The following is a 22,120-nucleotide window of genomic DNA, read 5'->3' as shown; positions in this document are numbered from 1 at the left end:
CGATGGACGACGACGTCACCAACCTGATCGAGTCGGCGCGGCAGCAGGTGGCCGAACAGCCCGCGGAGAACCGGTTCCTGGATCTGCTCGAAGCGGGCCGGCTGCCGAAGGCAGCGCTCACGGCGCTGGCCGGTGAGCTGTACCGCCTCGTACGCAGCGACCGGCGCAGCTTCGCCCTGCTGGCTTCCCGGTTCCCGTCACCCCCGGCCGGTGACCTCTTCCTCTCGATGGCCGAAGGAGAGGGGCAGGCCCTGCGACTGCTGCTGGACTTCGCCGCCGCGCTCGGCGTGGACGAGCAGCAGCTGGCCGCCCACGAGCCGGCCCCGTTCGCGCAGGCCTACCCTGCCTTCCTGACACAGACGGCGCTCTTCGGCTCACGCAGTGACATGGCCCTCGCCCTGCTGGCCAACGTGGAGGCGTCGGGACGCCAGTACGCGCGTACCGCCGATGCGTTGTGGTCCCAGTACGGGTTCGGCGAGGAGGCGATCGAGCACTTCCTCTTCTTCGCCGACACACCGCGCGAACTCCTGGACCAGGCCGCGGCCACGCTCGAGGAGGGCCTTGCCGAGGGCGACGACCCGGTCGAGGCCGTGCGGACGGCCCGGATGGTCCATGCCTACGAGGCCGCGTTCTGGCGCTCCCTCACGCAGGACACCGTCACCGGGTGAAGCGCTCCGTCGGACCCGGCACGGCACCGAATTCTGGAACCAGCTAGCTGTAAGGGGTACACATGATTTCCTTCAGTACGGCCCCCACCACGGCCCTCGACAGCTCGGGCGGCCGGTGCATGTACGAACAGGTCGACCGGCTGCGTGAGATGGGGCCCGCCGTCCCCGTCCAGCTGCCCGAAGGCGTCGGGGCCTGGTCGGTCACGCGCGGCGACGTCGTCAGGCTGCTGCTGACGCACCCGGGCGTCTCACGGAACCTCAAGAAGAACGTACCGAGCTACGAGCCGGGCTCGGTGCCCTGGCTGTCCCCGTGGGTTGACGTGGACTCCATGGCCACCGCGGAGGGCAAGGACCACGCGCGGCTGCGGAAGCTGATCACGCCGGCGTTCACCCCTCGGCGCGTCCAGGCGATGCGACCGCAGGTCGAGGCCATCGTGAACCGGCTCCTGGACGAACTCGCGGCCCGGCCGGCCGACGAGGCCGTGGACCTGCACGCAGCCTTCTCCTACCGGGTGCCGACCGAGATGATCTGCGACCTGTTCGGTGTGCCCGCCGACCAGCGCGCCAGGGTACTGCACCTCTTCGTGGCGGTCGGCGAAACCGACGTCACCGAGGAGGAGTCGCTCGCCATCAACGACGACCTCGTCTCGACGATGCGCACCCTTATCGACACCAAACGCCAGGACCCGGGTGACGACCTCACCAGCTTCCTCCTCGCCGCCCGTGAGGAGGGCAACGACCCCCTCACGGAACACGAGTTGATATCGACGCTGCTCCTCATGCTCGGCGGCGGCAGCACGACCACGATCAACCTGCTCGATCACACCGTGCGAGAACTGCTCGCCCACCCCGAACAGCTCCGGACCCTGCGCGACGCCGAACCGGGCCGGTGGAACGACGCGATCGAGGAGTCGCTGCGTCTCCACTGCCCCGTCATGCACCTCCCGATGCGATGGGCCGTCGAGGACATCGACCTCGGCGAAGGCGTCGTCATCCGGGCCGGTGACGCGATCCTGATCGCCTACGGAGCACACGGGCGCGACCCCGCCGTCCACGACAAGCCCGACGTCTTCGACATCGACCGGGCGGACAAGGACCACATCGCCTTCAGCCAGGGGGCCCACTTCTGCCCGGGTTCACATCTGGCCCGGCTCGAGGCCCTGGTGGCGCTGCCGGCCCTGTTCGACCGCTTCCCCCGGCTCCAACTCGCCATCAAGCCCGACGAGACGGAGCACGAACGCACCTTCATCGGCAACGGCCTCACCGCGCTGCCCGTTTTCCTGCGCCACACGTAGCAACCGGCGCTCCCTGTGCCGGTCGCCGCACGGTGACCGGCACAGGGCCCCCATCGAGCGCGCTCGGACGACGGCCGCGCGTGTCCCGCAACCCTGGAGAATCGGATGCCTGACAGCTCCCCGCCCCCGCGGCCCGCGGTGACCGCCGCGGACCTGGACAGCATGGTGGACCGGACCCGCCGACTCCTCGACGAGGCCCGGTACTTGAACCTCGCGACGGTTTCTCCGGACGGGCGTCCCTGGGTGGCGACGATGGAGTACGCCTGGCTCGGCGACCCGTTGCGTTTCCTGTTCGGCTCGGCGAGCGGATCCCGGCACAGCCGCGACATCGCCTTGTCGCCGCGGATCAGCGGCTCGCTCTTCCTCGGCGCCGGTGCCGCCGGACTGGACATTGCCGCTGTCGACGGCGCCCAGTTCACCGGAACCTGTGCGGAGGTACCGGCCGGTGACCTGGACCGGTACCGCTCCGCCTTCTACGAGGCCGTGTTCCCGGACGCGGCGGAGCGTGCCCGGTGGGCGTTGCCCCCGGCATCCCTGCGGGCGCCGGCCGAGCACCGCCTGTACCTGATCGAGGTGGAGCGGTGGTGGCTGATCGACACGCGGACCTGGGAGCACGACCGGATCGACCGACGCGTCGAGCTCCCGGTCGAGGAACTCCTCGCGTAGCGCTTCCGGCTCGGAAGCTGCGGGGCTGCTGTTCCTCGACGCAGCGGCGAGGCCGGTGGGAACCATGTTCCCACCGGCCTCCTGCCGCGTTCGGCTACGCCGCCGCCGGGCGCGGGCTCGGCGTGATGACGAAGGCCAGCAGAGCGGCGACGACGGCCACGACCGCGCCGGTCGCGAAGCCGCGGGAGAACCCCGCGGCGTCCGTTCCGGCGATACTGGCCGCCGCCATGCTGGACACGACCGCGGCGCCGAGTGAGGCGCCGAACTCGTGGAACGTGCTGACGATGCCGGAAGCCAGGCCGGCTTCATGGGGTTCGATCTGCCCCAGCGCCGTGGCGGAAGCCACCACGAACACCACTCCGGTTCCAGCCGCTGCGACGCCCACGCCGGCGACCATGGCCACCGTGCCGCTCCAGAGCGCGGGCACCGTCATGCCGACGGCCGCGACGAGGAGCCCGACGACTCCCAGGACCCGCGGCCCCGTGCGGCCGATGATCTTGCCGGCGGCGCTGGCGCCCGCCATGGTCAGCAGCGCCACGGGCAGGAAGAGGACACCCGTCATGAGCGCGCCGTACTCGCGGTGGTCCTGCAGGTAGAACGTGCCGAGGAAGAACACCATGATCATCAGTGCCGTGGCCACGAGAATGAGCACGGTGCCCGCCGCGACCGGTCGCCGGACCAGGAGTTTGACGTCCATGAGCGGGCTCGCCGCCAGGCGCTGGCGCACGACGAACGCCGCGTAGAGCACCACCGCCGCCAGGAACAGAGCGGCCGTCGTCAGTGTCGCCCACCCCTGGTCGCCGGCCCTGATGAGCGCGTACGTCAACGTGCCGGTCGCGGCCGTCACCAGCACCGCGCCCGGTACGTCGAGCCGGCCGTTCGCGCCGGAGCGCTGCTGCCGGGGAAGCTGCGTCCGGAGGGTCAGGAGCAGCACCACGCCGACGGGGACGTTGATGTAGAAGACCCACGGCCATCCCGGTCCCGCGGTGAGGAGTCCGCCGAGGAGAACGCCCAGGGCCGCGCCGCTGCCGCCCAGTGCGGACCAGATTCCGAGCGCCTTGTTCCGCTCGTCGCCCTCGAAGAGCGTGACGACCAGCGCGAGAGCCGACGGGGACATCATCGCCGCCGCCAGCCCCTGGGTGACGCGACCGCCCAGCAGCATGGGGCCGGAGGTCGCCAGCCCGGCGACCAGGGACGCGGCGGCGAACAACGCCAGGCCCACCAGCAGGAGCCGCCGGGCGCCGAACAGGTCGGCGGCGCGGCCGCCGAGGAGGAGCAGTCCGCCGAAGGCGAGGGTGTAACCGCTCACGACCCAGGTGAGCGTCTCCCGCTCGAGTGAAAGCTCCGCCCCCATGTGGGGCAGGGCGATCGCCACGACGGTGACATCGAGGATCAGCATCAACTGGGCGACGCCTACGAGCCCGAGGATCTTCCAGCGCCGTGGATCGGGACTGTTCGTCTCTGGGGTGGCCGCAACGGATTCGGTCATGACTTTGAGCCCTTTCGGGTTAAGTCGAACACGGGTGTTCAAGTTCCGTTGGGTACTGTAACTCAAACATGGCTGTTCGAGTTCGAAGGGGGAGGTTGTATGTCACGTTCGGTGGCCAAGTCCGCACGGAGGTCCGATGCGCAGCAGAACGTGGAGAAGATCATCGATGCGGCAGTGGCATGCCTGAGCCGGAACCCCGACGTGAGCGTGGGCGAGATCGCTCAGGCGGCGGGAGTCGGCCGGGTCACCCTCTACGGCCACTTCCCCTCCCGGGACGCCCTGGTCGAGACCGCACTGACGCGACTGATCGGCCGGGGGGAGGAGGTCCTGGCGGAGCTGGACCTCGCAGGTGATCCCCGTGAAGCGCTGCGCAGTCTGATCGGATCGAGCTGGCTGCTGATCGCCCAGTCGAGCGCCCTCCTCGAAGCCGCGCAGGCGGCCCTGCCGCCCGGCCGGCTCCGCGAACTCCACGCCAAGCCGGAGCACCGCGTCGGCGACCTGATCGGACGGGGCCAGGCGGAGGGAGTCTTCCGCCGGGACCTGCCCGCCAGTTGGCTGGCCAGCGTCCTGCATCATGTGATCAAGGGGGCGGCGGAGGATGTGGCCAAGGGGCGGCTGGACCAGGCGGACGCGCCACACCTGATCGCGGAAACGGTACTGGCGGCCTGCAGGCCGACCGGCTAGAGGACGGTCCCCGGCATGGATCGTCCCTCCCGCGAGAGGTCGGGAGGGACGAAGGGCGGCCGGGCCGGGGCCCGGTCGTGGTCAGGTCCGGCGCCGGCGCCGGACCACCGTGTACACAACGCCTGCGGTCGCGCCGACCGCCAGGCCGAGGCCGATGCCGATCTCCAGGTTGCCCGACTCCGGTGCCGCGCCGCCCGTACCACCCTCGGTTCCTCGGGTGGGCATCACGGTCGGGCTCGCGGGCGCGGGCGCGCGGGTGGCGGAGATGCTGCCCCGCCTCGGCAGGACTTCGCACGCGATGCCGTCATCCGGCCCCGGATCCTCATCCAGCCGGTGCGGGTCGCTGCGATCGCGGTTGAACACCGCCTGTGCGTCTTCCTGGAAGCGGAAGTCGCGGCAGTCGAGATCGGGCTGGGCATGTGCCACGCCGGAGAGCGGAGCGATGAAGGCGAAAGCCAGAGCTATGCCGGCCACAGCGGTACGGCGATTCACTTGGACCTCCTCATGTGCCCCGAGACGGTCGGTTCGACCCTAGGAGCACGGCCTCCACCGAGCGCTGGCAGATAGGCTGAACGGGTGTCACGCCGCCCCAACGGCGTATCCGGAGGCATCAGTTCCGCGGTGACCGCGTGCACCCACATGGGCGCGCACCGGTTGCAGGACTGCGGTCAGCATGTGAACCGTCCGGCCAGCGTGTTCCAAGCAGGCAGGGCGCCCGGTTCCTGCGCCGCCGTTGCGGGCGACGGCGCAGGAAGCGTCCGGCTCGCCCCTCAGGTCCCGGTCGTCGGCAGGGCCGTCGTCGTCACGCGGCTCCCTCGAGGCCGTTGCCGCCCTTGATCAGGTCGGCGGCCTTCTCCGCGGCCATGACGGTGGGCGCGTTGGTGTTGCCGCGCGGCACCGTCGGGAACACCGAGGCGTCGACGACCCGCAGGCCCGGCACGCCGTACACGCGCAGCTCGGGGTCGACGACCGTGCCGATGGGACAGGTCGACGTCGGGTGGTACAGCGACTGGCCGGACCGCCGCGCCCACGCCAGGAGGTCCGCTTCGGAGTCCGAGGCCGGTGCGTCGCCGAAGGGCCCGGTGACGATGTCGGCCACCGACCGCTGCGCGGCGATCTCCAGGGCGATGCGGATCCCGGCGACGATGCAGTCCCGGTCCTCGGCCGTCATCAGGTAGTTGTGCAGGATCCGGGGCGCGACGTCCGGGCGCGGGGAGCGCAGCGTGACCGTGCCCCGGCTGGTCGGGGTGAGCACGCACGGGCCGAAGGACAGGCCGTGCTCGTTGGTCGTGCCGAGTCCTTCCTGGTGGAAGAGCCCGGGGGCGGCGTGGAACTGCACGTCCGGGGCGTCCAGTTCGTCCCGGCTGCGGAAGAAGCCGCCGGTCTCGGCGATGTTGGACGTCAGCGGGCCGCGCCCCTCGCTCTGCAGCAGCGCCGCGTTCTCCGCGGTCGCCGCGCCGAGCAGCGATTCGACGTCGGTACGGAAGGTCAGCAGCGCCATGTAGTGGTCCTGCAGGCCCTGGCCGACCGGCAGATCGGCTACGACCTCCATGCCGAACGCCGTCAGCGCGGCGGCCGGCCCGATCCCGGAGAGCATCAGCAGCTTCGGGGACTCGTAGGCGCCCGCGGAAAGGATCACCTCGCGCTCGGCGCGGACGACGTCTACCGCGCCGTTCCGCTCGACCTCGACGCCCGTCGCCCGGCCGCCTTCGAGCACCACGCGGTGGGCGAGGGCGGAGGAGAGCACGGTGAGGTTCGGCCGGGCGAGGGCGGGGTGCAGATAGGCGACGGCCGTGCTGCATCGCATCCCGCCGCGCTGCGTCACCTGGTAGCGCCCGACGCCGAACTGCGTCTCGCCGTTGAAGTCGTCGTTCGCCTTGTGGCCCGCCTGCTCGGCGGCCTCTACGAAGGCCGAGCAGAGCGGGTGCCCGGACCTGCCGTCGCTCACCGTCAGCGGCCCGCCCACGCCGTGGAACTCGTCCTCGCCGCGCTCGTTGTCCTCGGCGCGCCGGAAGTACGGCAGAACGTCGTCGTACGACCAGCCCGTGGCCCCGGCCGCGGCCCAGCCGTCGTAGTCGGCGCGGTTGCCCCGGATGTAGATCATCGCGTTCATCGAGCTGGTGCCGCCGAACATCTTGCCCCGGGGGACGTAGGTCCGGCGGTCGCCGAGCCCGGGCTCCGGGTCGGTGTCGAGGTCCCAGTCCAGGCCGCTCTTGAACAACTGGGGGAAGGCCGCCGGGACATGGATCTCCTGCGCCGTGTCGGGGCCGCCCGCCTCGATCAGCGCAACCCGCACGTCGGGGTCCTCCGACAGCCGTGCCGCCAGCACGGAGCCCGCGGATCCGGCGCCGACGACGACGTAGTCGTACACGCTCATTCCAACCCCTTTGATCGAAGAGTGTTCTGCCGGTGCACCGGGGCCGCTCCGTGCGAGGAGCCCGGTGCCGCCCCCGGTGACGGGGCGCACGGCCTATGCGCTGTTTTTGGCCGAAAGATGCCGGGCGATGCAGCGGTGCCGCGGCTGGTGAGGGTGGCCACCGCGTGCATCGCGCTCCTCCGGTCGGGACACCGGGAGGGCCGACTCGCCGGGCGGTACTGAAATGCCCTGTCCTCGACCGGCCCCGCACGCGGCCGCTCGACGTACTTCTCGCAGGTGCGTCCCGACCGTCCACGGCCTGCCGGCCGCCGTCCGTGGGAGCACCGCGGTCGACCGTTGCACACGGCCCGCGCGCAGGTCCATCGGCGGTACCGGTCCCATGGCCGGATCGGACACACGCCGACCTGACCACCGCTCCGCCCCCGCTGCGGCGATTGCCAACCTACCCTGACGTCAGGGTAGGTTTGGAGTGGGTGGCGAGGACGAGACGGCGCAGGCGGTTACTGTGGGCGGAAAGCCGATGCGGATGGGCGAGGTGTCCGGGCGCACGGGCCTGATGGCACTGTGCCGAGGCGGAGGCGCCCCGGCCCCACTGGCCGGCAGATGCGACCGCTCGGCTTCGGCCCGGCCACGGTGCGGGCGCTGCCCGACACGGCGGGCCCGGGCGGGCCCCGCTCCGGAACGATGAGTACTGAGCACGCGTACGAGGAATTGGTGACAAGGTTGCGGAAACACTGGGTGCGGGCCGACGAGCGCCGCGAGGACCTGCGGCGGGAGCCGGGGGCGGCCGGGCGACGCGCCCGTTACCCGTACGGGCAGCCGGCCCGCCTCGGCGGTGCCCCGACGGCCTCGAAGGCGGGACGCCGATGAACGCCACCATCCAGGGCGCGGCCTCCGAGGCGGCCCGGCGGCGGACCTTCGCCGTCATCAGCCATCCCGACGCGGGCAAGTCCACCCTCACCGAGGCCCTGGCCCTCCATGCGCACGCGATCCTCGAGGCCGGAGCTGTGCACGGGAAGTCGGGCCGGCGCGGAGTCGCGTCGGACTGGATGGAGATGGAGAAGGCACGCGGGATCTCCGTCACGTCGGCGGTGCTTCAGTTCGCGCATCGCGGGTGTGTGCTGAACCTGCTCGACACCCCCGGGCACGCGGACTTCTCCGAGGACACCTACCGGGTGCTGGCGGCGGTGGACTGCGCGGTGATGCTGATCGACGCGGCCAAGGGCCTGGAGGAGCAGACCCGCAAGCTCTTCGACGTCTGCCGTCATCGCGGTATCCCCGTGATCACCTTCATCAACAAGTGGGACCGGCCCGGCCGTGAAGCGCTGGAGCTGCTGGACGAGATCGAGCGCGAGTTCCGGCTGCGGCCCACCCCGGTCACTTGGCCGGTCGGTGTCTCGGGTCACATGCGCGGCCTGATCGACGCACGCGAACCCGGGCAGATGCTGCGCTACACCCGCACGCCCGGCGGCGCCCGCGAGGCGATCGAGGAGACGGTCCCGGCCGAGGAGGCAGCCCTCGTGGAAGGCGCCGACTGGGAACAGGCCATGGAGGAACTGGAACTTCTGCACGCGGACGAGGCCGGATTCGACCGCGACTCGTTCCTTGCGGGCTCCTCCACCCCCGTGTTCTTCGGTGCGGCGATCTCGAACATCGGTGTCCGGCTGCTGCTGGACGCGATCGTGGACCTCGCCCCGCCGCCCGGCCCCCGCCCGCTGGAGGGCGGCGGCAGCCGACCGGTGGAAGCGCCGTTCTCGGGGCTGGTGTTCAAGGTGCAGGCCAACATGGACCCCTCGCACCGGGACCGGATCGCCTTCCTGCGGGTCTGCTCGGGCGTTTTCGAGCGCGGCGCGACGGTGACCCGGGCCGTCTCCGGGAAACCGTTCGCGACCAAGTACGCGCACAGCGTCTTCGGCCAGGACCGCTCCATGGTCGACACCGCCTACCCCGGCGATGTGGTGGGTCTCGTCAACGCGGCCTCGCTGCGCGTGGGGGACACGTTGTACGCCGGGCCGCCCGCGCTCTTCCCGCCGATGCCGACCTTCGCGCCGGAGCACTTCGCGGTCGTGCGCCCCGAGGACATCGGCCGCTCGAAGCAGTTCCGGCGCGGCATCGCCCAGTTGGACGAGGAGGGTGTCGTCCAGGTGCTCGTGTCGGACGTGCGCGGCGACCAGGCTCCGGTCCTCGCGGCCGTCGGTCCCATGCAGTTCGACGTCGTGTCCGCCCGGATGGCAGGCGAGTTCTCCGCTCCGGTACGGCTGGAGATGCTGCCCTACCATCTGGCGCGCGCCACCGACGCGGCCGGCGCCGCGGACCTGAACGGCTCCCGGCTGGTGAAGGGCGAGGCGCTGACCCGGATCCGCGACAAGGCCGTGCTCGCCCTGTTCCCGGACCGCTGGCAGGCCAACTCCTTCGAGCGGGCCTTCCCCGACGCCCGCCTCGAACACCTCCTGGCCGCCCACGACTAGCCGGCCGCGCGGCTCCGCTGAACGGGCGCACCGCGGACAGAGCGGCGAGTGGGCGGCCCCGGCCACCGTCGGGTGGAGGATCTACCGGGGACCGCCGCGTCGGCAGGACGTGTCCAGTGATCGCCGACGACAGAGGACTCTACATCAGGGTGAGAGTCCACCGCTCAACTGGTGCTGCCCGGAAGGAATTCACAAGTGGCCAACCCTCGCACTAGGTTGGAGATGCGTGGTCGGGAGCTTCTGCCGGTGATCCCGCCCCGGGATCACCCGGGCGGGGTGCCGCGGAGCTCCTGGGGTGGCCTCACCGCCGCTGCCCGCGGCTCCGGCGTCCTGCCCTGACACCGTTCCGGACTGGCTGGCCCCGCGATCCACGACGGGGGAGCGCGGCCGTGCGTCCTCCCTTCAGGGGCACAGCGCCGTGACACACGCAAGGAGACCCGCAATGCCGTCCCGTACGCCTCCTCCTACCTCTGGTGTCGAGAGCCGGGACAGCGACAGCGGCGCGGAGCGCCTGATGTCCGCCGCCGTGCGCCTCGCCGAGGAACTGCCCGCCGGGCGACGCGTGTTGGGCATCCTGCGGGGCTGGAGCCGCGGCGACCGCGAGCGGGCCCGACTCCTGCGCGAGGGCCTCGCCCAGCACGGCGTCCGGAGCGTGGAACTCAGTGCCGCACCGGATGCCGGGGAACGCCACCGCATACCGCAGAGCGGACAGCGGCAGCGCCACCATCTCCTCGTACGCGCCGCCGGCCCGTACGACCAGGCGCTGCGGGCCGCGGCCCTGCAGAACCTGCCGCTGCTCACCGAGCGCCCGGCCCGAGAAGACGCCGACGGAGGCGATGCGCCCGCCCTCCACGGCGCCCAGCGGCACTCCGTCATCGGCATCCAGCTGTCCGGCGACGTGCTCGACATCGCCGTGCGCCGGCTGACCATCACCTGCCTCCAGCCGCACCCCGGCAGCGCCTACCTCCTGATCGACAACGAGAAGATCGCCACCCCCGCCGGCCTGCCGCTGCACATCGAGCTCACGGCGGACGGCGTCCTGCGGGTGCACAGCGCGGCCGTCGCCACCCGGCGCGTCCGCCGCATAAGGTACGAACGCCCTTGGGGCACCTACCGGCTGGACGTCGACGGCACACCGGCGCACGACGTACGCGCGCCCCTGCGCCTGGAGCCCATGCCCGGCCGGCTGCAACTGCTCCACCCCTGAGCGGCACACGGACCGGCTCCGCAGGTCAGCCCCCGCTGGCCGGATCCGCAGGTCGGTTCCGGTTCCGCAGCAGCTCCGCGATCTCCCGGGCGGCGTCGCGGGCCGGGCGTCCGACGCCGATGAGGGTGGCGGAGGCGGGGCCGGTCCAGTCGCCGTAGCCGAGCAGGTGCAGCCTCGGTTCGGCGGTGGCGCGGGTGCCGGTGGTGGGGATGTGGCCGCGCGGGCCGCGCAGACCGAGGGGCGCGAGGTGGGAGAGCGCCGGGCGGAAGCCGGTGCACCAGACGACCGTGTCCGCCTCCGCGGTGGTCCCGTCGGCCCACTGAACGCCGTGGGCCGTGAGGCGCGCGAACGTCGGGGACGCCTTCAGCAGCCCCGCGTCACGCGCTTCCCGTACGGGCGGCACGGCGACGATGTCCCCGAGCGACGCGACCCCGCCGGTGTCGGTGCGGCCTTCGTCGAGGGCGCGGCGGCGGGCGGTGGCCGCGTCGAAGAGGGTGCGGCCGTCGATGTCGTCGGCGAGGAAGCGGGGCGGGCGCAGGGTGACCCAGGTGAGTTCGGTGTCGTGTGCGAGGTCGGCGGCGATCTGGGCGCCCGAGTTGCCGCCACCGACGACGACCACGCGCTGCCCGGCGTGGTCGGCGGGCCCCCGGTAGTCGGCGGTGTGCACCTGCCGGCCGGTGAAGCGGTCGCGACCGGGTACGGCGGGCACGAAGGGCCGCCACCAGGTGCCGGTCGCGCTGACCACCGCCCGGGCACGCCATGCGCCCGAGTCGGCCTCGACGCGCAGGAACGCCCCGTCGCGGTGCACCGATCGCACCCGGACCGGGCGCTGGACGGGCAGGTCGTAGCGCTGCTCGTAGTCGGCGAGGTAGTCGACGACGTGCCGCGCGTCCGGATACGTCGCGCCGGGCTGCGGCGGCATGGGGCGGCCGGGCAGCGAGGAGTACGCGGCGGGGGAGAAGAGGCGCAGCGAGTCCCAGGCGTGCGGCCAGGCGCCGCCGGGTGTGGACCGTGCGTCGAGGACGGTGAAGTCCACGCCGAGGCGGCGCAGGTGGTAACCGGCGGCGAGCCCGGACTGGCCGCCGCCGATCACCACCACATCGGCGTGCCGGGTCACACGGCCGCCGTGAACTTCTTGTGCCAGGCCAGCGACACATAGACGAGTGCGACCAGGACGGGGACCTCGATGAGCGGCCCGACGACACCGGACAGGGCCTGCCCGGACGTGACACCGAAGGTGGCGATGGCGACCGCGATGGCGAGCTCGAAGTTGTTGCCGGCCGCGGTGAACGCCAGCGTCGTGGTGCGCTCGTAGGTGAGGCCGATCAGCTTGCCGAGCAGGAAGGTGCCGAACCACATCACCGCGAAGTACACCAGCAGGGGCAGGGCGATGCGGGCGACGTCCAGCGGCTGGGAGGTGATCGTCTTCCCCTGGAGGGCGAAGAGGATGACGATCGTGAAGAGCAGTCCGTACAGCGCCCAGGGGCCGATCTTCGGGAGGAAGTCGCTCTCGTAGGACTCGCGGCCGAGCTTCTGCTCCCCGATGCGGCGGGTCAGGAAGCCGGCCAGTAGCGGGACGCCGAGGAAGATGACGACGTTGAGGGCGATCTGCCACATGGAGATGTCGAGGGTCTCGCCGTTGCCGAGGCCGAGCCAGCCGGGCAGCAGGTCGAGGTAGAACCAGCCGAGCAGGCCGAAGGCGATGACCTGGAAGACGGAGTTGAGCGCCACCAGGACGGCGGCCGCCTCACGGTCGCCGCAGGCCAGGTCGTTCCAGATGATGACCATGGCGATGCAGCGGGCGAGGCCGACGATGATCAGGCCGGTGCGGTACTCGGGCAGGTCCGGCAGGAACGTCCATGCCAGCGCGAACATGACGGCGGGGCCGAGGACCCAGTTGACGACGAGCGAGGAGATCATCAGCCGACGGTCGCCGGTGACGGCGTCGAGCCTGTCGTAGCGGACCTTCGCCAGGACCGGATACATCATGATCAGCAGGCCGACGGCGATCGGCAGCGAGATGCCGCCGATCTCGACCTTCGCGAGGGCGTCGTTCAGACCGGGGATCAGCCGGCCGAGGCCGAGCCCGAGGCCCATGGCGATCAGGATCCAGACGGCGAGAAAACGGTCGAGCGTCGAAAGCTTCGCGACGACCGAGGCTTCCTCGGTCGTCGCGGGCGCTTCGGTGCGGGTCACGGACATGCCCTCTTCGTGTCGGCGGCTTGGGTGGCACGGGCGGCACTGGCGAGCTCCGCGAAGGATCCCGCCACGGCCTCGATGACGTCCGGGCGCAGCTTGTAGTACGTGAAGCGGCCGCACGGCTCGGTCTCGACGACCCCGGCCTCGCGCAGCACTCTCAGGTGGTTGGAGAGGTTGGTCTGCCGCGCGCCCGTCTCTTCCACGAGATGGGTCGTGCAGAGCGTCTCCTGGGCGAGAAGGGTCACGATCCGGAGCCTGAGCGGGTCGGCGAGCACCCGGATCAGTTCAGTGTCGACTGACGTCATCATGGGCTGATACTGTCACATCAGTGGCCGCTGAAGCCACCAGGTGCTGATGTCACCGGTGCCTGATGTCGAAGTGAGACAAGAGAGATCTGGCTGATGTCCGAGAAGCCCTCCGTGCTGTTCGTCTGTGTCCACAACGCCGGCCGGTCCCAGATGGCCGCCGCGTGGCTCAGCCACCTGGCCGGCGACCGCGTCGAGGTCCGCTCGGCAGGCTCGGCACCGGCCGACCAGGTCAACCCGGCGGCCGTCGAAGCGATGCGCGAAGTCGGCATCGACATCACCGCCGAGACGCCGAAGATCCTCACGGTCGACGCGGTCAAGGCGTCCGACGTCTGCATCACCATGGGCTGCGGCGACACCTGCCCGGTCTTCCCCGGCAAGCGCTACCTGGACTGGACGCTCGAGGACCCGGCCGGCCAGGGCCTCGAGGCCGTCCGCCCGATCCGCGACGAGATCAAGAAGCGCGTCGAGAGCCTGATCGCGGAGATCGCCCCGGAGCCGACGGCCTGAGCGGGGGCGCGGGTACGGCTACCGGGCCCGGCCCGCCCCGCACGACGAGGGCCACCTGCTGGTCCGTCCCCGTCGTCGCGTACGAACGTCCCCGGCGTCGTCGACCACACCTGCCGCCGGGCGATCACCGCGGCCTCCGGCCACGACGGGGCCCTGGATCAGGCGTCACCCCGTCGCGGCCGGTCCCGCGGGCAGTGGGCGGGACGGTGGCGTCCCGCGCCCGGTGCCGCCCCCGCCGTCAGTTCCCGAGCCTGCGGCGGAGCGTCGCGGCGAAGTCCTCTGCCGCCATCAGTTGCGCGCGCAGCGTTTCGCAGCGGGCGTCCGCGACCTTGCGGTAGGAGTCGAGGCGTTCGCGCAGCCGGGCCTTCTCGTCGGTGGGGACCTCCGCGTCGGTGTCGGCGAGCCGGTCGGTGATCTCCAGCAGGTCCCGCATCTCCTCGAGCGAGAAGTCCAGCGGCTTCATGCGGCGGATGACCATCAGGCGCTCGACGTCGGCCTCGGTGTAGAGGCGGAAGCCGCCCTTGCTCCGGGCGGAAGGGGCGACGAGGCCGACTTCCTCGTAGTGACGGATGGTGCGCAGCGACAAACCGGTCCGCTCGGCGACCTCGCCGATCTGCATCTGCCGCTCTGTCATCGTCACGCCTTCTCCTTCTGCGTTTCCCGGAAATTTCCAACGAGCGAGGTCCCCGGCGCACGTGTCTGGGATCACATGATCCGAGCTCGTGTTTACCTGCATTTCATAAGCCGCAAGTCGCACTCTGCCCTCACGTCAGGGTACAGTGTTGGTCGAGGCCGCCCGTGCTGCGCAAGCGCGGAAGGGGCGCCTCAGCCGGAGCCGGGCCCTGATCGGGCCCGCCGGCACCCGAAGACTTCCGGGCAATGATGCCCGATCGGCAGCCGTTTCGGCTGTCACTCGCACCGGCAGGGCCCCCGTCGAGGCCGGGCCGCCGGGATTCCGCCCCGAGGCGGAGTCGAGTACGACGCGCTTGCATCCGTCAGGTGGATGTGTGCGCCTGAACAGAAACGGTTGCATGTCTTCACCGCTGACCGCAGGTCCCGAGCTGCGTATGTCGAAGCCGGACTGGCTCGCTTCTCCGAAGGTTTTCCGTACCGAGGTGCTGGCCGGTCTCGTCGTGGCCCTGGCGCTGATTCCCGAGGCGATCTCCTTCTCGATCATCGCCGGTGTCGACCCCGCCGTCGGCCTGTTCGCGTCGTTCACGATGGCCGTGGTGATCTCCATCGTGGGTGGCCGCAAGGCCATGATCTCGGCAGCGACCGGTGCGATGGCGCTGGTCATCGCACCGCTGAACCATGAGTACGGCCTCGGCCATCTGATCGCCGCCGTGATCCTGGGCGGACTGATCCAGATCGTCCTGGGCGCCCTCGGCGTCGCGAAGCTGATGCGGTTCGTCCCCCGCTCGGTCATGGTCGGTTTCGTCAACGCTCTCGCCATCCTGATCTTCATGGCGCAGGTCCCGGAGATGATGGACGTGCCGTGGGCGGTCTATCCGCTGATCGTCGGCGGACTGGCGCTGATGGTGTTCTTCCCGAGGATCACCAAGGTCGTCCCGGCCCCGCTGGTCTCCATCGTCATCCTGACCGTCATCACCGTCGCCGCCGGCATCGCGGTGCCGACCGTCGGCGACAAGGGCGACCTCCCCTCGTCGCTCCCCGTCCCCGGCCTGCCGGACGTGCCGTTCACGATGGACACGCTGACCACCATCGCCCCCTATGCCTTCGCCTTCGCGCTGGTCGGGCTGATGGAGTCGCTGATGACCGCCAAGCTCGTCGACGACATCACCGACACCCACTCCAACAAGACCCGCGAATCCCTCGGCCAGGGCATCGCCAACGTGATCACCGGCTTCTTCGGCGGCATGGGCGGCTGCGCCATGATCGGCCAGACCATGATCAACGTGAAGGTGTCGGGCGCCCGTACCCGGCTGTCCACGTTCCTGGCCGGTGCGTTCCTGATGGTCCTGTGCATCGTCTTCGGCCCGGTCGTCTCCGACATCCCCATGGCCGCGCTGGTCGCCGTGATGGTCATGGTGTCCGTCGCCACGTTCGACTGGCACTCGGTCCAGCCCAAGACGCTCAAGCGGATGCCGGTCGGTGAGACCACCGTCATGGTCGTCACCGTCGCCGCCGTGGTCGTCACCCACAACCTCGCCATCGGCGTGGTGCTCGGCTCGATCACCGCGATGGTCATCTTCGCCAAGCGGGTCGCGCACCTCGCAGAGGTCACCGGAGTCGTGGACCCGGACGGCAACCAGGTCGTCTACGCGGTCACCGGCGAGCTGTTCTTCGCCTCCTCCAACGACCTCGTCTACCAGTTCGACTACAAGGACGACCCGGACGACGTCGTCATCGACCTCTCCGACGCCCACATCTGGGACGCCTCCTCGGTCGCCGCCCTCGACGCCATCGAGACCAAGTACAACCAGCGCGGCAAGAAGGTCACCATCATCGGCCTCAACAAGCCCAGCGCCGACATGCACGGCAAGCTCGCCGGCCAGCTCACCGCCGGCCACTGAGCCACCCGGGCCACCGACCGGACTCATCGACTGATACGGCCCCGACCGCCCGCCCCGAGCGCCGACGACGGCATGCTCGGGGCGGGCGGCTTTTACGGGTCAGGCCAGGCGCGCGAAGGAGTCCAGCAGTTCGGCGGCCTCCGCCACGTCGTCGGTGAGCGGCCGGTTTGCGTGGTCGTCCTTCAAGACGGTCCCGGCGAGTTCGAAGGCCCGGCCCACCGGCAGCGCCGGGTCCGGCTGCCGGCCGCCATCCCCGGCGTACGCCTGGACGCCGGGGCCACCCGCCCCACCGCCTACACCACCGACTACGAGTGGTACGGGCCCGTGATCAAGGGCAGCCTGCTCACGCTCGTGGGGCTGGGAGTGGCGGGAGGTCTGGTGATGATGCGGCGGCGGTACCGGAAGACCGCCTGGCGTACCTGCGCACCCCGATCCTGGTGATCACGGTCCTGGGCATCGCGACGGCCCAGGTCGTCCTGGTCTCTGTGTGGCGGCTGGTGACGATGGTGCGACGCGGCAGGGTGTTCTCCCACGCCGCGTTCCGGTATGTACACATCGTCATCGGGGCGTTCGTGCCGGCCGCCCTTGTCGTGTTCGCGCTCGCGGTCGTCCTGGCGCCCGGCGAAGCCGTCGCGCCGGGCGTGGTCCTGCTGATCTGCGGGATCGTCCTGGCGCTCCTGGGAGTCGCGCTCATCGTGCTCGTCCTGCGGATGCTGCTCGGCCAGGCCGTCGCACGCGACGTCGAGGCGGCGCGGATGCGGGCCGAGCTGGACGAGCTGGACGAGGTGATCTGATGCCGATCGCCGTCGACATCGACGTGATGCTGGCCAGGCGGAAGATGTCCGTGGGGGAGCTGGCGGAACGGGTCGGGATCACCCCCGCCAACCTGGCGGTCCTCAAGAACGGCCGCGCCAAGGCGGTGCGCTTCGCGACGCTCGCCGCGCTCTGCGAGGTGCTCGACTGCCAGCCGGGCGACCTGCTGCGCTGGGAGCCGGAGGAGTCGCAGAGGCCGGAGGAGCCGGGGGAGTCCGAGGAGCCCGCCGGCCGCGCGGTGTCGCCACGAGCGTTGTGACATCGTGGTGCCATGGCCATCGAAGTGCGTCCGGCCTCCGTCTTCGAGGACGTCCGCTCCGTGCTCGGTCCCAAGTCGCCCGGAGCCAACGTCTGCTGGTGCCTGAGCTACCGGATCCCGTCCAGGCTCAACAACGAACTGCGTGGACCGGCCCGCGGCGAGTACGTCGCAGAGCTCTGCCGGACAGTGCCCCCGCCGGGAGTCCTCGCGTACGACGGCGGTGAGCCGGTCGGCTGGGCCGCCGTGGCACCCCGCTCGGACACGACGTTCGCGCGCAACCGGAAGATCCCGCACATCGACGACCTGCCGGTCTGGTCGCTGTGGTGCATCCGTGTCCGCCCCGGCCACCGCAAGCAGGGCCTCTCGCACGCTCTCATCGCCGGCGCCGTCGACTTCGCCCGCACCCGGGGCGCCCCGGCGGTCGAGGCGTACCCGCTCGACAACGGCGACGCCAAGGTCGACCTGACGATGGCGTACGCGGGCCTCCGGAAGAACTTCGAGCGCGCCGGATTCGTCCACGCCGCCGACACCACCTCGGTGCTGGCCGGTCATCCCCGGGTCCTGATGAGGTTCGACCTGCGCTGAGCCGTGCCGCCCGCACTGAGCCGTGCCGCGCTGAGCCGTGAGCGGCGCGGAGGCCGGGTGCCCGGCGTCGTGGATGGACGTTCGCCGGATAGGCCGTTCGGGGCAATGTGAACGGACCCGCGTCATGGCTGCCGCACAACCGCCTCTCCCTCATGACGCCGCGTCTGCGGCGTGCAGCGACAGGGAGATCAGCCGTGAACGAATCGATGACCAGGGCAGCGGTGGCGTGGCTGGCGGCGGCCGCACCCGAGCCCCGCGCTCCGCCTGGAGTGGGAGCGCAACCCCTTCCAGACCAGCTTCTGCCGGCGGGCAAACTGTGGGACGTCCTGCTCGTCCCCGGAAGAATCGGCTATCCGGCCTTCGACGTGCTCGCCCGCCGCGTCGACTCCCCGGGCCCGGTGCTGGCCGACCTGGGCGGCACCCGCACCGGATTCTTCGTGCCCCCCGGCACCGCGGACCGCTGGACCGGCACGGACGCGCGCGGCGCGGGCCGGGGCACATGGATCGTCGTCCCCTGCCCCGGCCGGGCCCCCGGCGGAACGCGCTGGCTCGTACCGCCCGACGGCAGAGGAACCCTCAACGACCCGATCCTGCTCGACCAAGCCCTCCACGAGGCCGCAACCGTGCTGGCGGCCGGGGACAAGCGGCCGTGAACGCGGCTGCGGCGTTCTCGCCGGCGGCGGACGAAGAGCCTGGCTCGCCCGGGCCCCGGCATCATGGACGCCATGGACACGCCGAGCCCTGACTGGATCACTGTGGCCGCCTACGAGAACCTGCCGGGCCGCCCCCGGCCGATGGCGGCCGTACGCGCTTGACTGCGTGACCGCGGGATCGACTGGATGCCCTTCGGCCAGGACGAGATCCGCTGGGAACTCGCCTGCGGGATCGGACCGGACGGCCACTGGCACGGCTGGTTCGGCGTTCGCGTCCACGCCGGCGCCCTGCGGCGGCACGGTCTGCATCCGGACCAGCCCACCGCCGAGGTCACCGGCCCGTCCCCGCCCGGGTGGTGGCACGCCGCCGCGGAACGCGGCGTTCACCGGCGCGTGCCGGACGGGGCCGAGACCGCCTCCGGCAGCCGCTGATCCGCTCCCCGTCCTCCGTACTCCTCGTCGAGTTTTCGGTTTCCGCGCCGGGACACCCGGCCCGTGGTTCTCGCGGTCCGCCCGACGGAGAAGGGAAGCCGATGCGCGCACTGACCGTCCGCCCGCACGTCAAGAATTCGCTGGAGGTCCGGGAGCTGCCCGCGCCGGACCCGCAGGAGGGGCAGATCCTGGTGGACGGTCTCGCCATGGGAGTCTGCGGCACGGACAGGGAGATCGTCGACGGCGCCTACGGATGGGCGCCGCCGGGGCGGGACCGGCTGGTGCTGGGCCACGAGTCGCTGGGGCGGGTCCGGCAGGCCCCGCCGGACAGCGGGTTCTCGGCCGGCGATCTGGTCGTCGGAGTGGTGCGCCGGCCCGATCCGGCGCCCTGCGGGGCGTGTGCGCGGGGCGAGTTCGACATGTGCCGCAACGGCCGGTACACCGAGCGCGGCATCAAGGAGATCGACGGGTACGGCGCCCAGGCATGGTGCGTGGAGACCGACTACGCGGTGCGGCTCGACCCACGGCTGGAACGCGTCGGGGTGCTGCTGGAGCCGGCGTCCGTGGTCGCCAAGGCGTGGGAGCAGGTCGAACGGATCGGCGGCCGGTCGTGGTTCGAACCGGAGCGGGTGCTTGTGACGGGCGCCGGGCCGATCGGGGCGCTCGCCGCCCTGCTCGGTGTACAGCGCGGCCTGGAGGTGCACGTGCTGGACCGCGTCACCGAGGGGCCGAAACCGTCGCTGATCACGGCGCTCGGCGCGACCTACCACTCGGAGGACGCCGGGAAGGCGATGTCGTCGCTCCGCCCGGACGTCGTGATCGAGGCGACCGGCGCGGCCGAGGTGGTGTTCGAGGCGGTGTCCGGTACCGCGTGCTACGGCGTCGTGTGCCTGACCGGTGTCTCGCCCACCGGGCGGAAGCTGAGCGTCGAGGCCGGCACCATCAACCGGGAGATCGTGCTGGAGAACGATGCCGTGGTGGGCTCGGTCAACGCCAACCTGCGGCACTACCGACTGGCGGCGGACGCGCTGGCGAAGGCCGACCTGTCGTGGCTGGAGGGCTTCATCACCCGCAGAGTGCCACTCGACCGCGCCGGCGAGGCGTTCACGGCGCGGCCCGACGACATGAAGGTGGTCGTGACCCTCGACGCGTCGGCCGATGATGCGACGTGAGCGCACCCCTGATCGTCGTAACGGGCGTCTCGGGGTCGGGGAAGACGACCATCGGCCAGAAGCTCGCCGGGCGTCTCGCCGTGCCGTACGCCGAGGCCGACGACTTCCATTCGCCGCACAACGTCGCCAAGATGCGGGCCGGCGTCCCCCTGGACGACGAGGACCGCCGCCCGTGGCTCGACGCGATCGCCGCCTGGCTGGCCGGGCACGCCGGCCGCGGAGGAGTGGTCACCTGCTCGGCGCTCAAACGCGGCTACCGCGACCGTCTGGCCGCCGCGTCGCCCGACGTCTTCTTTCTTCACCTCGACGGCTCGGCGGAGCTCATCGCGGGCCGGCTCGCGGCACGCAAGGGCCACTTCATGCCGGCGAGCCTGCTGCGGTCCCAGATCGACGCGCTGGAGCCGCTGGGGCCCGACGAGTCCGGGGCGGCGATCCCCATCGACGGCACGCCGGAGGAGACGGCCGAGCTGGCGTACGCCGCCGTCATGGACCGGTGAGCGCCGTGTAACGAAAGAGTCCGCGTACGGTCGCTTCAAGTAACGAATCGGATACGATGGGTTGCTGGATTGCGGGTGATCGAAAGTGGTTGAGCATGGCGGTAGCGCACAGGCCGGGCATTCCGGTGGAAGCGGCGGCACACGGCCGTTCCCTCACGTCAGCGGCGGTCCGCGCATGATGCCGGAGCCGGCGGTCACGACCGCGAAAGCCACGGAACCCCTCGTGTCGCCGGTCGGATCGCACAACGAGTGGGACCCGCTGGAGGAGATCATCGTCGGGCGTCTCGACGGTGCGACGATCCCCTCCAGCCACCCGGTGGTGGCCTGCAACATCCCACCGTGGGGCGCCCGGCTGCAGGGGCTCGCCGCCGGGTTCAGATATCCGGGCAGACTGGTCGAGCAGGCACAGCAGGAGCTCGATCAGTTCGTCGCTCTGCTGGAGTCCCTCGGCGTCACGGTCAGGCGCCCGGACCCGGTCGACCACAGACAGCGCTTCAGCACTCCCGACTGGTCGTCACGCGGTTTCTGCAACACCTGTCCGCGCGACAGCATGCTGGTGATCGGCGACGAGATCATCGAAACCCCGATGGCCTGGCCGTGCCGGTACTTCGAGACCCACTCCTATCGCACCGTCCTCAAGGACTACTTCCGGCGTGGCGCGCGCTGGACGGCGGCGCCGAGGCCGCAGCTCACCGACGAACTGTTCGAGCCGGACTTCCGCGCCCCCAGGGACGGCGAGCCGATGCGCTACATCCTCACCGAGTTCGAGCCGGTGTTCGACGCGGCGGACTTCGTGCGTGCGGGCCGGGACCTGTTCGTCACCCGCAGCAATGTCACCAACCGGATGGGCATCGACTGGCTGCGCCGCCACCTCGGCCCCGGCTACCGCATCCACGAGATCGAGAGCCGCTGCCGCACACCGATGCACATCGACACCACGTTCGTCCTGCTTGCGCCCGGCAAGGTCATGGTCAACCCCGAATACATCGACGTCGACCGCCTGCCCGACGTCCTGAGCTCGTGGGACGTCCTGGTCGCGCCCGAGCCGGACCCGATCGACGAGCGCCTGCTCAAACTGACCTCGATGTGCGGCAAGTGGCTCAGCATGAACGTCCTCATGATCGACGAGAAGCGGGTCATCGCGGAGCGGCACCACACCGGGATGCTGCGCACGCTCGAACGGTGGGGCTTCGAGCCGATCCCGTGCGACCTGCTGCACTACGCGCCGTTCGGCGGCTCGTTCCACTGCGCCACGCTCGACGTCCGGCGCCGCGGCACACTCGAGTCGTACGTCGACTGACCGTGCT

Annotated in this window: 22 protein-coding genes and 2 pseudogenes; 17 read left to right on the top strand and 7 right to left on the bottom strand. The window is 71.0% G+C overall.

Annotated elements, in window-relative coordinates:
* The first annotated feature begins 2 nt into the window (after positions 1–2).
* From ACWD01_RS15130 to ACWD01_RS15120, 3 genes are all read left to right on the top strand, one after another.
* Complete coding sequence (locus tag ACWD01_RS15130; protein ID WP_451161807.1) at positions 3–668, top strand: thiaminase II/PqqC family protein; 666 nt, start codon at positions 3–5, stop codon at positions 666–668.
* Positions 669–730: 62 nt separating this feature from the next.
* On the top strand, positions 731–1,963 hold the full coding sequence (locus tag ACWD01_RS15125) for a cytochrome P450 family protein (RefSeq protein ID WP_451161805.1): 1,233 nt from the start codon (positions 731–733) through the stop codon (positions 1,961–1,963).
* 105 nt (positions 1,964–2,068) lie between these two features.
* Positions 2,069–2,629 (top strand): pyridoxamine 5'-phosphate oxidase family protein, encoded by a 561-nt coding sequence (locus ACWD01_RS15120; RefSeq protein ID WP_451161803.1) that lies wholly within the window; start codon positions 2,069–2,071, stop codon positions 2,627–2,629.
* Positions 2,630–2,723: 94 nt separating this feature from the next.
* On the opposite strand, the gene ACWD01_RS15115 is transcribed toward ACWD01_RS15120, so the two are convergent.
* A complete protein-coding gene (locus ACWD01_RS15115) occupies positions 2,724–4,118 on the bottom strand; it encodes an MFS transporter (RefSeq protein ID WP_451161801.1) in 1,395 nt (464 codons plus the stop codon).
* 99 nt (positions 4,119–4,217) lie between these two features.
* On the opposite strand from ACWD01_RS15115, the gene ACWD01_RS15110 reads away from it, so the two are divergent.
* Positions 4,218–4,802 (top strand): TetR/AcrR family transcriptional regulator, encoded by a 585-nt coding sequence (locus ACWD01_RS15110; RefSeq protein WP_451161799.1) that lies wholly within the window; start codon positions 4,218–4,220, stop codon positions 4,800–4,802.
* Positions 4,803–4,883: 81 nt separating this feature from the next.
* On the opposite strand, the gene ACWD01_RS15105 is transcribed toward ACWD01_RS15110, so the two are convergent.
* Complete coding sequence (locus tag ACWD01_RS15105; RefSeq protein WP_451161797.1) at positions 4,884–5,294, bottom strand: excalibur calcium-binding protein; 411 nt, start codon at positions 5,292–5,294, stop codon at positions 4,884–4,886.
* Positions 5,295–5,604: 310 nt separating this feature from the next.
* The gene (locus ACWD01_RS15100) at positions 5,605–7,179 is read right to left on the bottom strand and encodes a GMC family oxidoreductase (protein ID WP_451161795.1); all 1,575 of its coding nucleotides are present in this window, start codon (positions 7,177–7,179) and stop codon (positions 5,605–5,607) included.
* Positions 7,180–8,045: 866 nt separating this feature from the next.
* On the opposite strand from ACWD01_RS15100, the gene ACWD01_RS15095 reads away from it, so the two are divergent.
* Together ACWD01_RS15095 and ACWD01_RS15090 are read left to right on the top strand one after the other, a co-directional pair.
* A complete protein-coding gene (locus ACWD01_RS15095; protein ID WP_451161793.1) occupies positions 8,046–9,647 on the top strand; it encodes a peptide chain release factor 3 in 1,602 nt (533 codons plus the stop codon).
* A 442-nt stretch (positions 9,648–10,089) separates the two neighbouring features.
* Entirely contained in the window at positions 10,090–10,854 is a 765-nt protein-coding gene (locus ACWD01_RS15090; protein ID WP_451161791.1) for a hypothetical protein, read from the top strand.
* A gap of 25 nt (positions 10,855–10,879) precedes the next feature.
* Here the strand turns inward: ACWD01_RS15090 and ACWD01_RS15085 are convergent, their stop codons facing one another.
* From ACWD01_RS15085 to ACWD01_RS15075, 3 genes are read right to left on the bottom strand one after another with little or no spacing between them, the layout of a single operon-like run.
* Positions 10,880–11,971, bottom strand: coding sequence for an ArsO family NAD(P)H-dependent flavin-containing monooxygenase (locus tag ACWD01_RS15085; protein WP_451161789.1), 1,092 nt, complete (start codon positions 11,969–11,971; stop codon positions 10,880–10,882).
* Complete coding sequence (gene arsB, locus ACWD01_RS15080; protein WP_451161919.1) at positions 11,968–13,050, bottom strand: ACR3 family arsenite efflux transporter; 1,083 nt, start codon at positions 13,048–13,050, stop codon at positions 11,968–11,970. The genes ACWD01_RS15085 and arsB overlap by 4 nt, the downstream gene beginning before the upstream one ends.
* On the bottom strand, positions 13,047–13,361 hold the full coding sequence (locus ACWD01_RS15075) for an ArsR/SmtB family transcription factor (RefSeq protein ID WP_451161787.1): 315 nt from the start codon (positions 13,359–13,361) through the stop codon (positions 13,047–13,049). The genes arsB and ACWD01_RS15075 overlap by 4 nt, the downstream gene beginning before the upstream one ends.
* A 93-nt stretch (positions 13,362–13,454) precedes the next feature.
* On the opposite strand from ACWD01_RS15075, the gene ACWD01_RS15070 reads away from it, so the two are divergent.
* Positions 13,455–13,868 (top strand): arsenate reductase ArsC, encoded by a 414-nt coding sequence (locus ACWD01_RS15070; protein WP_451161785.1) that lies wholly within the window; start codon positions 13,455–13,457, stop codon positions 13,866–13,868.
* A gap of 238 nt (positions 13,869–14,106) precedes the next feature.
* Here ACWD01_RS15070 and ACWD01_RS15065 read toward each other — a convergent pair whose 3' ends face one another.
* A complete protein-coding gene (locus ACWD01_RS15065) occupies positions 14,107–14,502 on the bottom strand; it encodes a MerR family transcriptional regulator (protein ID WP_451161917.1) in 396 nt (131 codons plus the stop codon).
* Positions 14,503–14,899: 397 nt separating this feature from the next.
* On the opposite strand from ACWD01_RS15065, the gene ACWD01_RS15060 reads away from it, so the two are divergent.
* The 10 genes and pseudogenes from ACWD01_RS15060 (at position 14,900) to ACWD01_RS15015 (ending at position 22,113) form a co-directional block, all read left to right on the top strand.
* On the top strand, positions 14,900–16,402 hold the full coding sequence (locus ACWD01_RS15060; RefSeq protein ID WP_451161783.1) for a SulP family inorganic anion transporter: 1,503 nt from the start codon (positions 14,900–14,902) through the stop codon (positions 16,400–16,402).
* 171 nt (positions 16,403–16,573) lie between these two features.
* Positions 16,574–16,843: a hypothetical protein gene (locus ACWD01_RS15055; protein ID WP_451161933.1), complete on the top strand. Its 270-nt coding sequence runs from the start codon at positions 16,574–16,576 to the stop codon at positions 16,841–16,843.
* Positions 16,816–17,196: pseudogene (locus ACWD01_RS15050) on the top strand (DUF2975 domain-containing protein); the annotation flags it as partial. The gene ACWD01_RS15055 and the pseudogene ACWD01_RS15050, both read left to right, overlap by 28 nt.
* A complete protein-coding gene (locus tag ACWD01_RS15045) occupies positions 17,196–17,474 on the top strand; it encodes a helix-turn-helix domain-containing protein (protein ID WP_451161781.1) in 279 nt (92 codons plus the stop codon). The pseudogene ACWD01_RS15050 and the gene ACWD01_RS15045, both read left to right, overlap by 1 nt.
* A gap of 12 nt (positions 17,475–17,486) precedes the next feature.
* Complete coding sequence (locus ACWD01_RS15040) at positions 17,487–18,059, top strand: GNAT family N-acetyltransferase (protein WP_451161779.1); 573 nt, start codon at positions 17,487–17,489, stop codon at positions 18,057–18,059.
* A gap of 206 nt (positions 18,060–18,265) precedes the next feature.
* Positions 18,266–18,712 (top strand): annotated as a pseudogene (locus ACWD01_RS15035) (hypothetical protein).
* Positions 18,713–18,898: 186 nt separating this feature from the next.
* Positions 18,899–19,144: a hypothetical protein gene (locus ACWD01_RS15030; RefSeq protein ID WP_451161777.1), complete on the top strand. Its 246-nt coding sequence runs from the start codon at positions 18,899–18,901 to the stop codon at positions 19,142–19,144.
* A gap of 101 nt (positions 19,145–19,245) precedes the next feature.
* Positions 19,246–20,316 (top strand): glucose 1-dehydrogenase, encoded by a 1,071-nt coding sequence (locus ACWD01_RS15025; protein ID WP_451161775.1) that lies wholly within the window; start codon positions 19,246–19,248, stop codon positions 20,314–20,316.
* Entirely contained in the window at positions 20,313–20,813 is a 501-nt protein-coding gene (locus ACWD01_RS15020; protein ID WP_451161773.1) for a gluconokinase, read from the top strand. Before ACWD01_RS15025 ends, ACWD01_RS15020 begins: the two co-directional genes overlap by 4 nt.
* Before the next feature lie 175 nt (positions 20,814–20,988).
* Positions 20,989–22,113, top strand: a complete 1,125-nt coding sequence (locus ACWD01_RS15015; protein WP_451161771.1) for an amidinotransferase — start codon at positions 20,989–20,991, stop codon at positions 22,111–22,113.
* Positions 22,114–22,120 lie beyond the last annotated feature (7 nt).

The sequence above is a fragment of the Streptomyces sp. NPDC002835 genome (genome assembly GCF_053591995.1).
Note: the sequence above shows the minus strand (reverse complement) of the source record. Positions and strands in the feature narration are given on the sequence as shown.

Bases quoted from the DNA above. Each gene is read 5' to 3' on its own strand.
- ACWD01_RS15045 (WP_451161781.1), top strand. From the start codon at position 17,196: ATGCCGATCGCCGTCGACATCGACGTGATGCTGGCCAGGCGGAAGATG.
- ACWD01_RS15115 (WP_451161801.1), bottom strand. From the start codon at position 4,118: ATGACCGAATCCGTTGCGGCCACCCCAGAGACGAACAGTCCCGATCCA.
- ACWD01_RS15090 (WP_451161791.1), top strand. From the start codon at position 10,090: ATGCCGTCCCGTACGCCTCCTCCTACCTCTGGTGTCGAGAGCCGGGAC.
- ACWD01_RS15095 (WP_451161793.1), top strand. From the start codon at position 8,046: ATGAACGCCACCATCCAGGGCGCGGCCTCCGAGGCGGCCCGGCGGCGG.
- ACWD01_RS15015 (WP_451161771.1), top strand. From the start codon at position 20,989: ATGATGCCGGAGCCGGCGGTCACGACCGCGAAAGCCACGGAACCCCTC.
- ACWD01_RS15025 (WP_451161775.1), top strand. From the start codon at position 19,246: ATGCGCGCACTGACCGTCCGCCCGCACGTCAAGAATTCGCTGGAGGTC.
- ACWD01_RS15065 (WP_451161917.1), bottom strand. From the start codon at position 14,502: ATGACAGAGCGGCAGATGCAGATCGGCGAGGTCGCCGAGCGGACCGGT.
- ACWD01_RS15075 (WP_451161787.1), bottom strand. From the start codon at position 13,361: ATGATGACGTCAGTCGACACTGAACTGATCCGGGTGCTCGCCGACCCG.
- ACWD01_RS15030 (WP_451161777.1), top strand. From the start codon at position 18,899: ATGCCCTTCGGCCAGGACGAGATCCGCTGGGAACTCGCCTGCGGGATC.
- ACWD01_RS15060 (WP_451161783.1), top strand. From the start codon at position 14,900: ATGTCTTCACCGCTGACCGCAGGTCCCGAGCTGCGTATGTCGAAGCCG.
- ACWD01_RS15040 (WP_451161779.1), top strand. From the start codon at position 17,487: ATGGCCATCGAAGTGCGTCCGGCCTCCGTCTTCGAGGACGTCCGCTCC.
- ACWD01_RS15120 (WP_451161803.1), top strand. From the start codon at position 2,069: ATGCCTGACAGCTCCCCGCCCCCGCGGCCCGCGGTGACCGCCGCGGAC.
- ACWD01_RS15125 (WP_451161805.1), top strand. From the start codon at position 731: ATGATTTCCTTCAGTACGGCCCCCACCACGGCCCTCGACAGCTCGGGC.
- ACWD01_RS15110 (WP_451161799.1), top strand. From the start codon at position 4,218: ATGTCACGTTCGGTGGCCAAGTCCGCACGGAGGTCCGATGCGCAGCAG.
- ACWD01_RS15070 (WP_451161785.1), top strand. From the start codon at position 13,455: ATGTCCGAGAAGCCCTCCGTGCTGTTCGTCTGTGTCCACAACGCCGGC.
- ACWD01_RS15100 (WP_451161795.1), bottom strand. From the start codon at position 7,179: ATGAGCGTGTACGACTACGTCGTCGTCGGCGCCGGATCCGCGGGCTCC.
- ACWD01_RS15130 (WP_451161807.1), top strand. From the start codon at position 3: ATGGACGACGACGTCACCAACCTGATCGAGTCGGCGCGGCAGCAGGTG.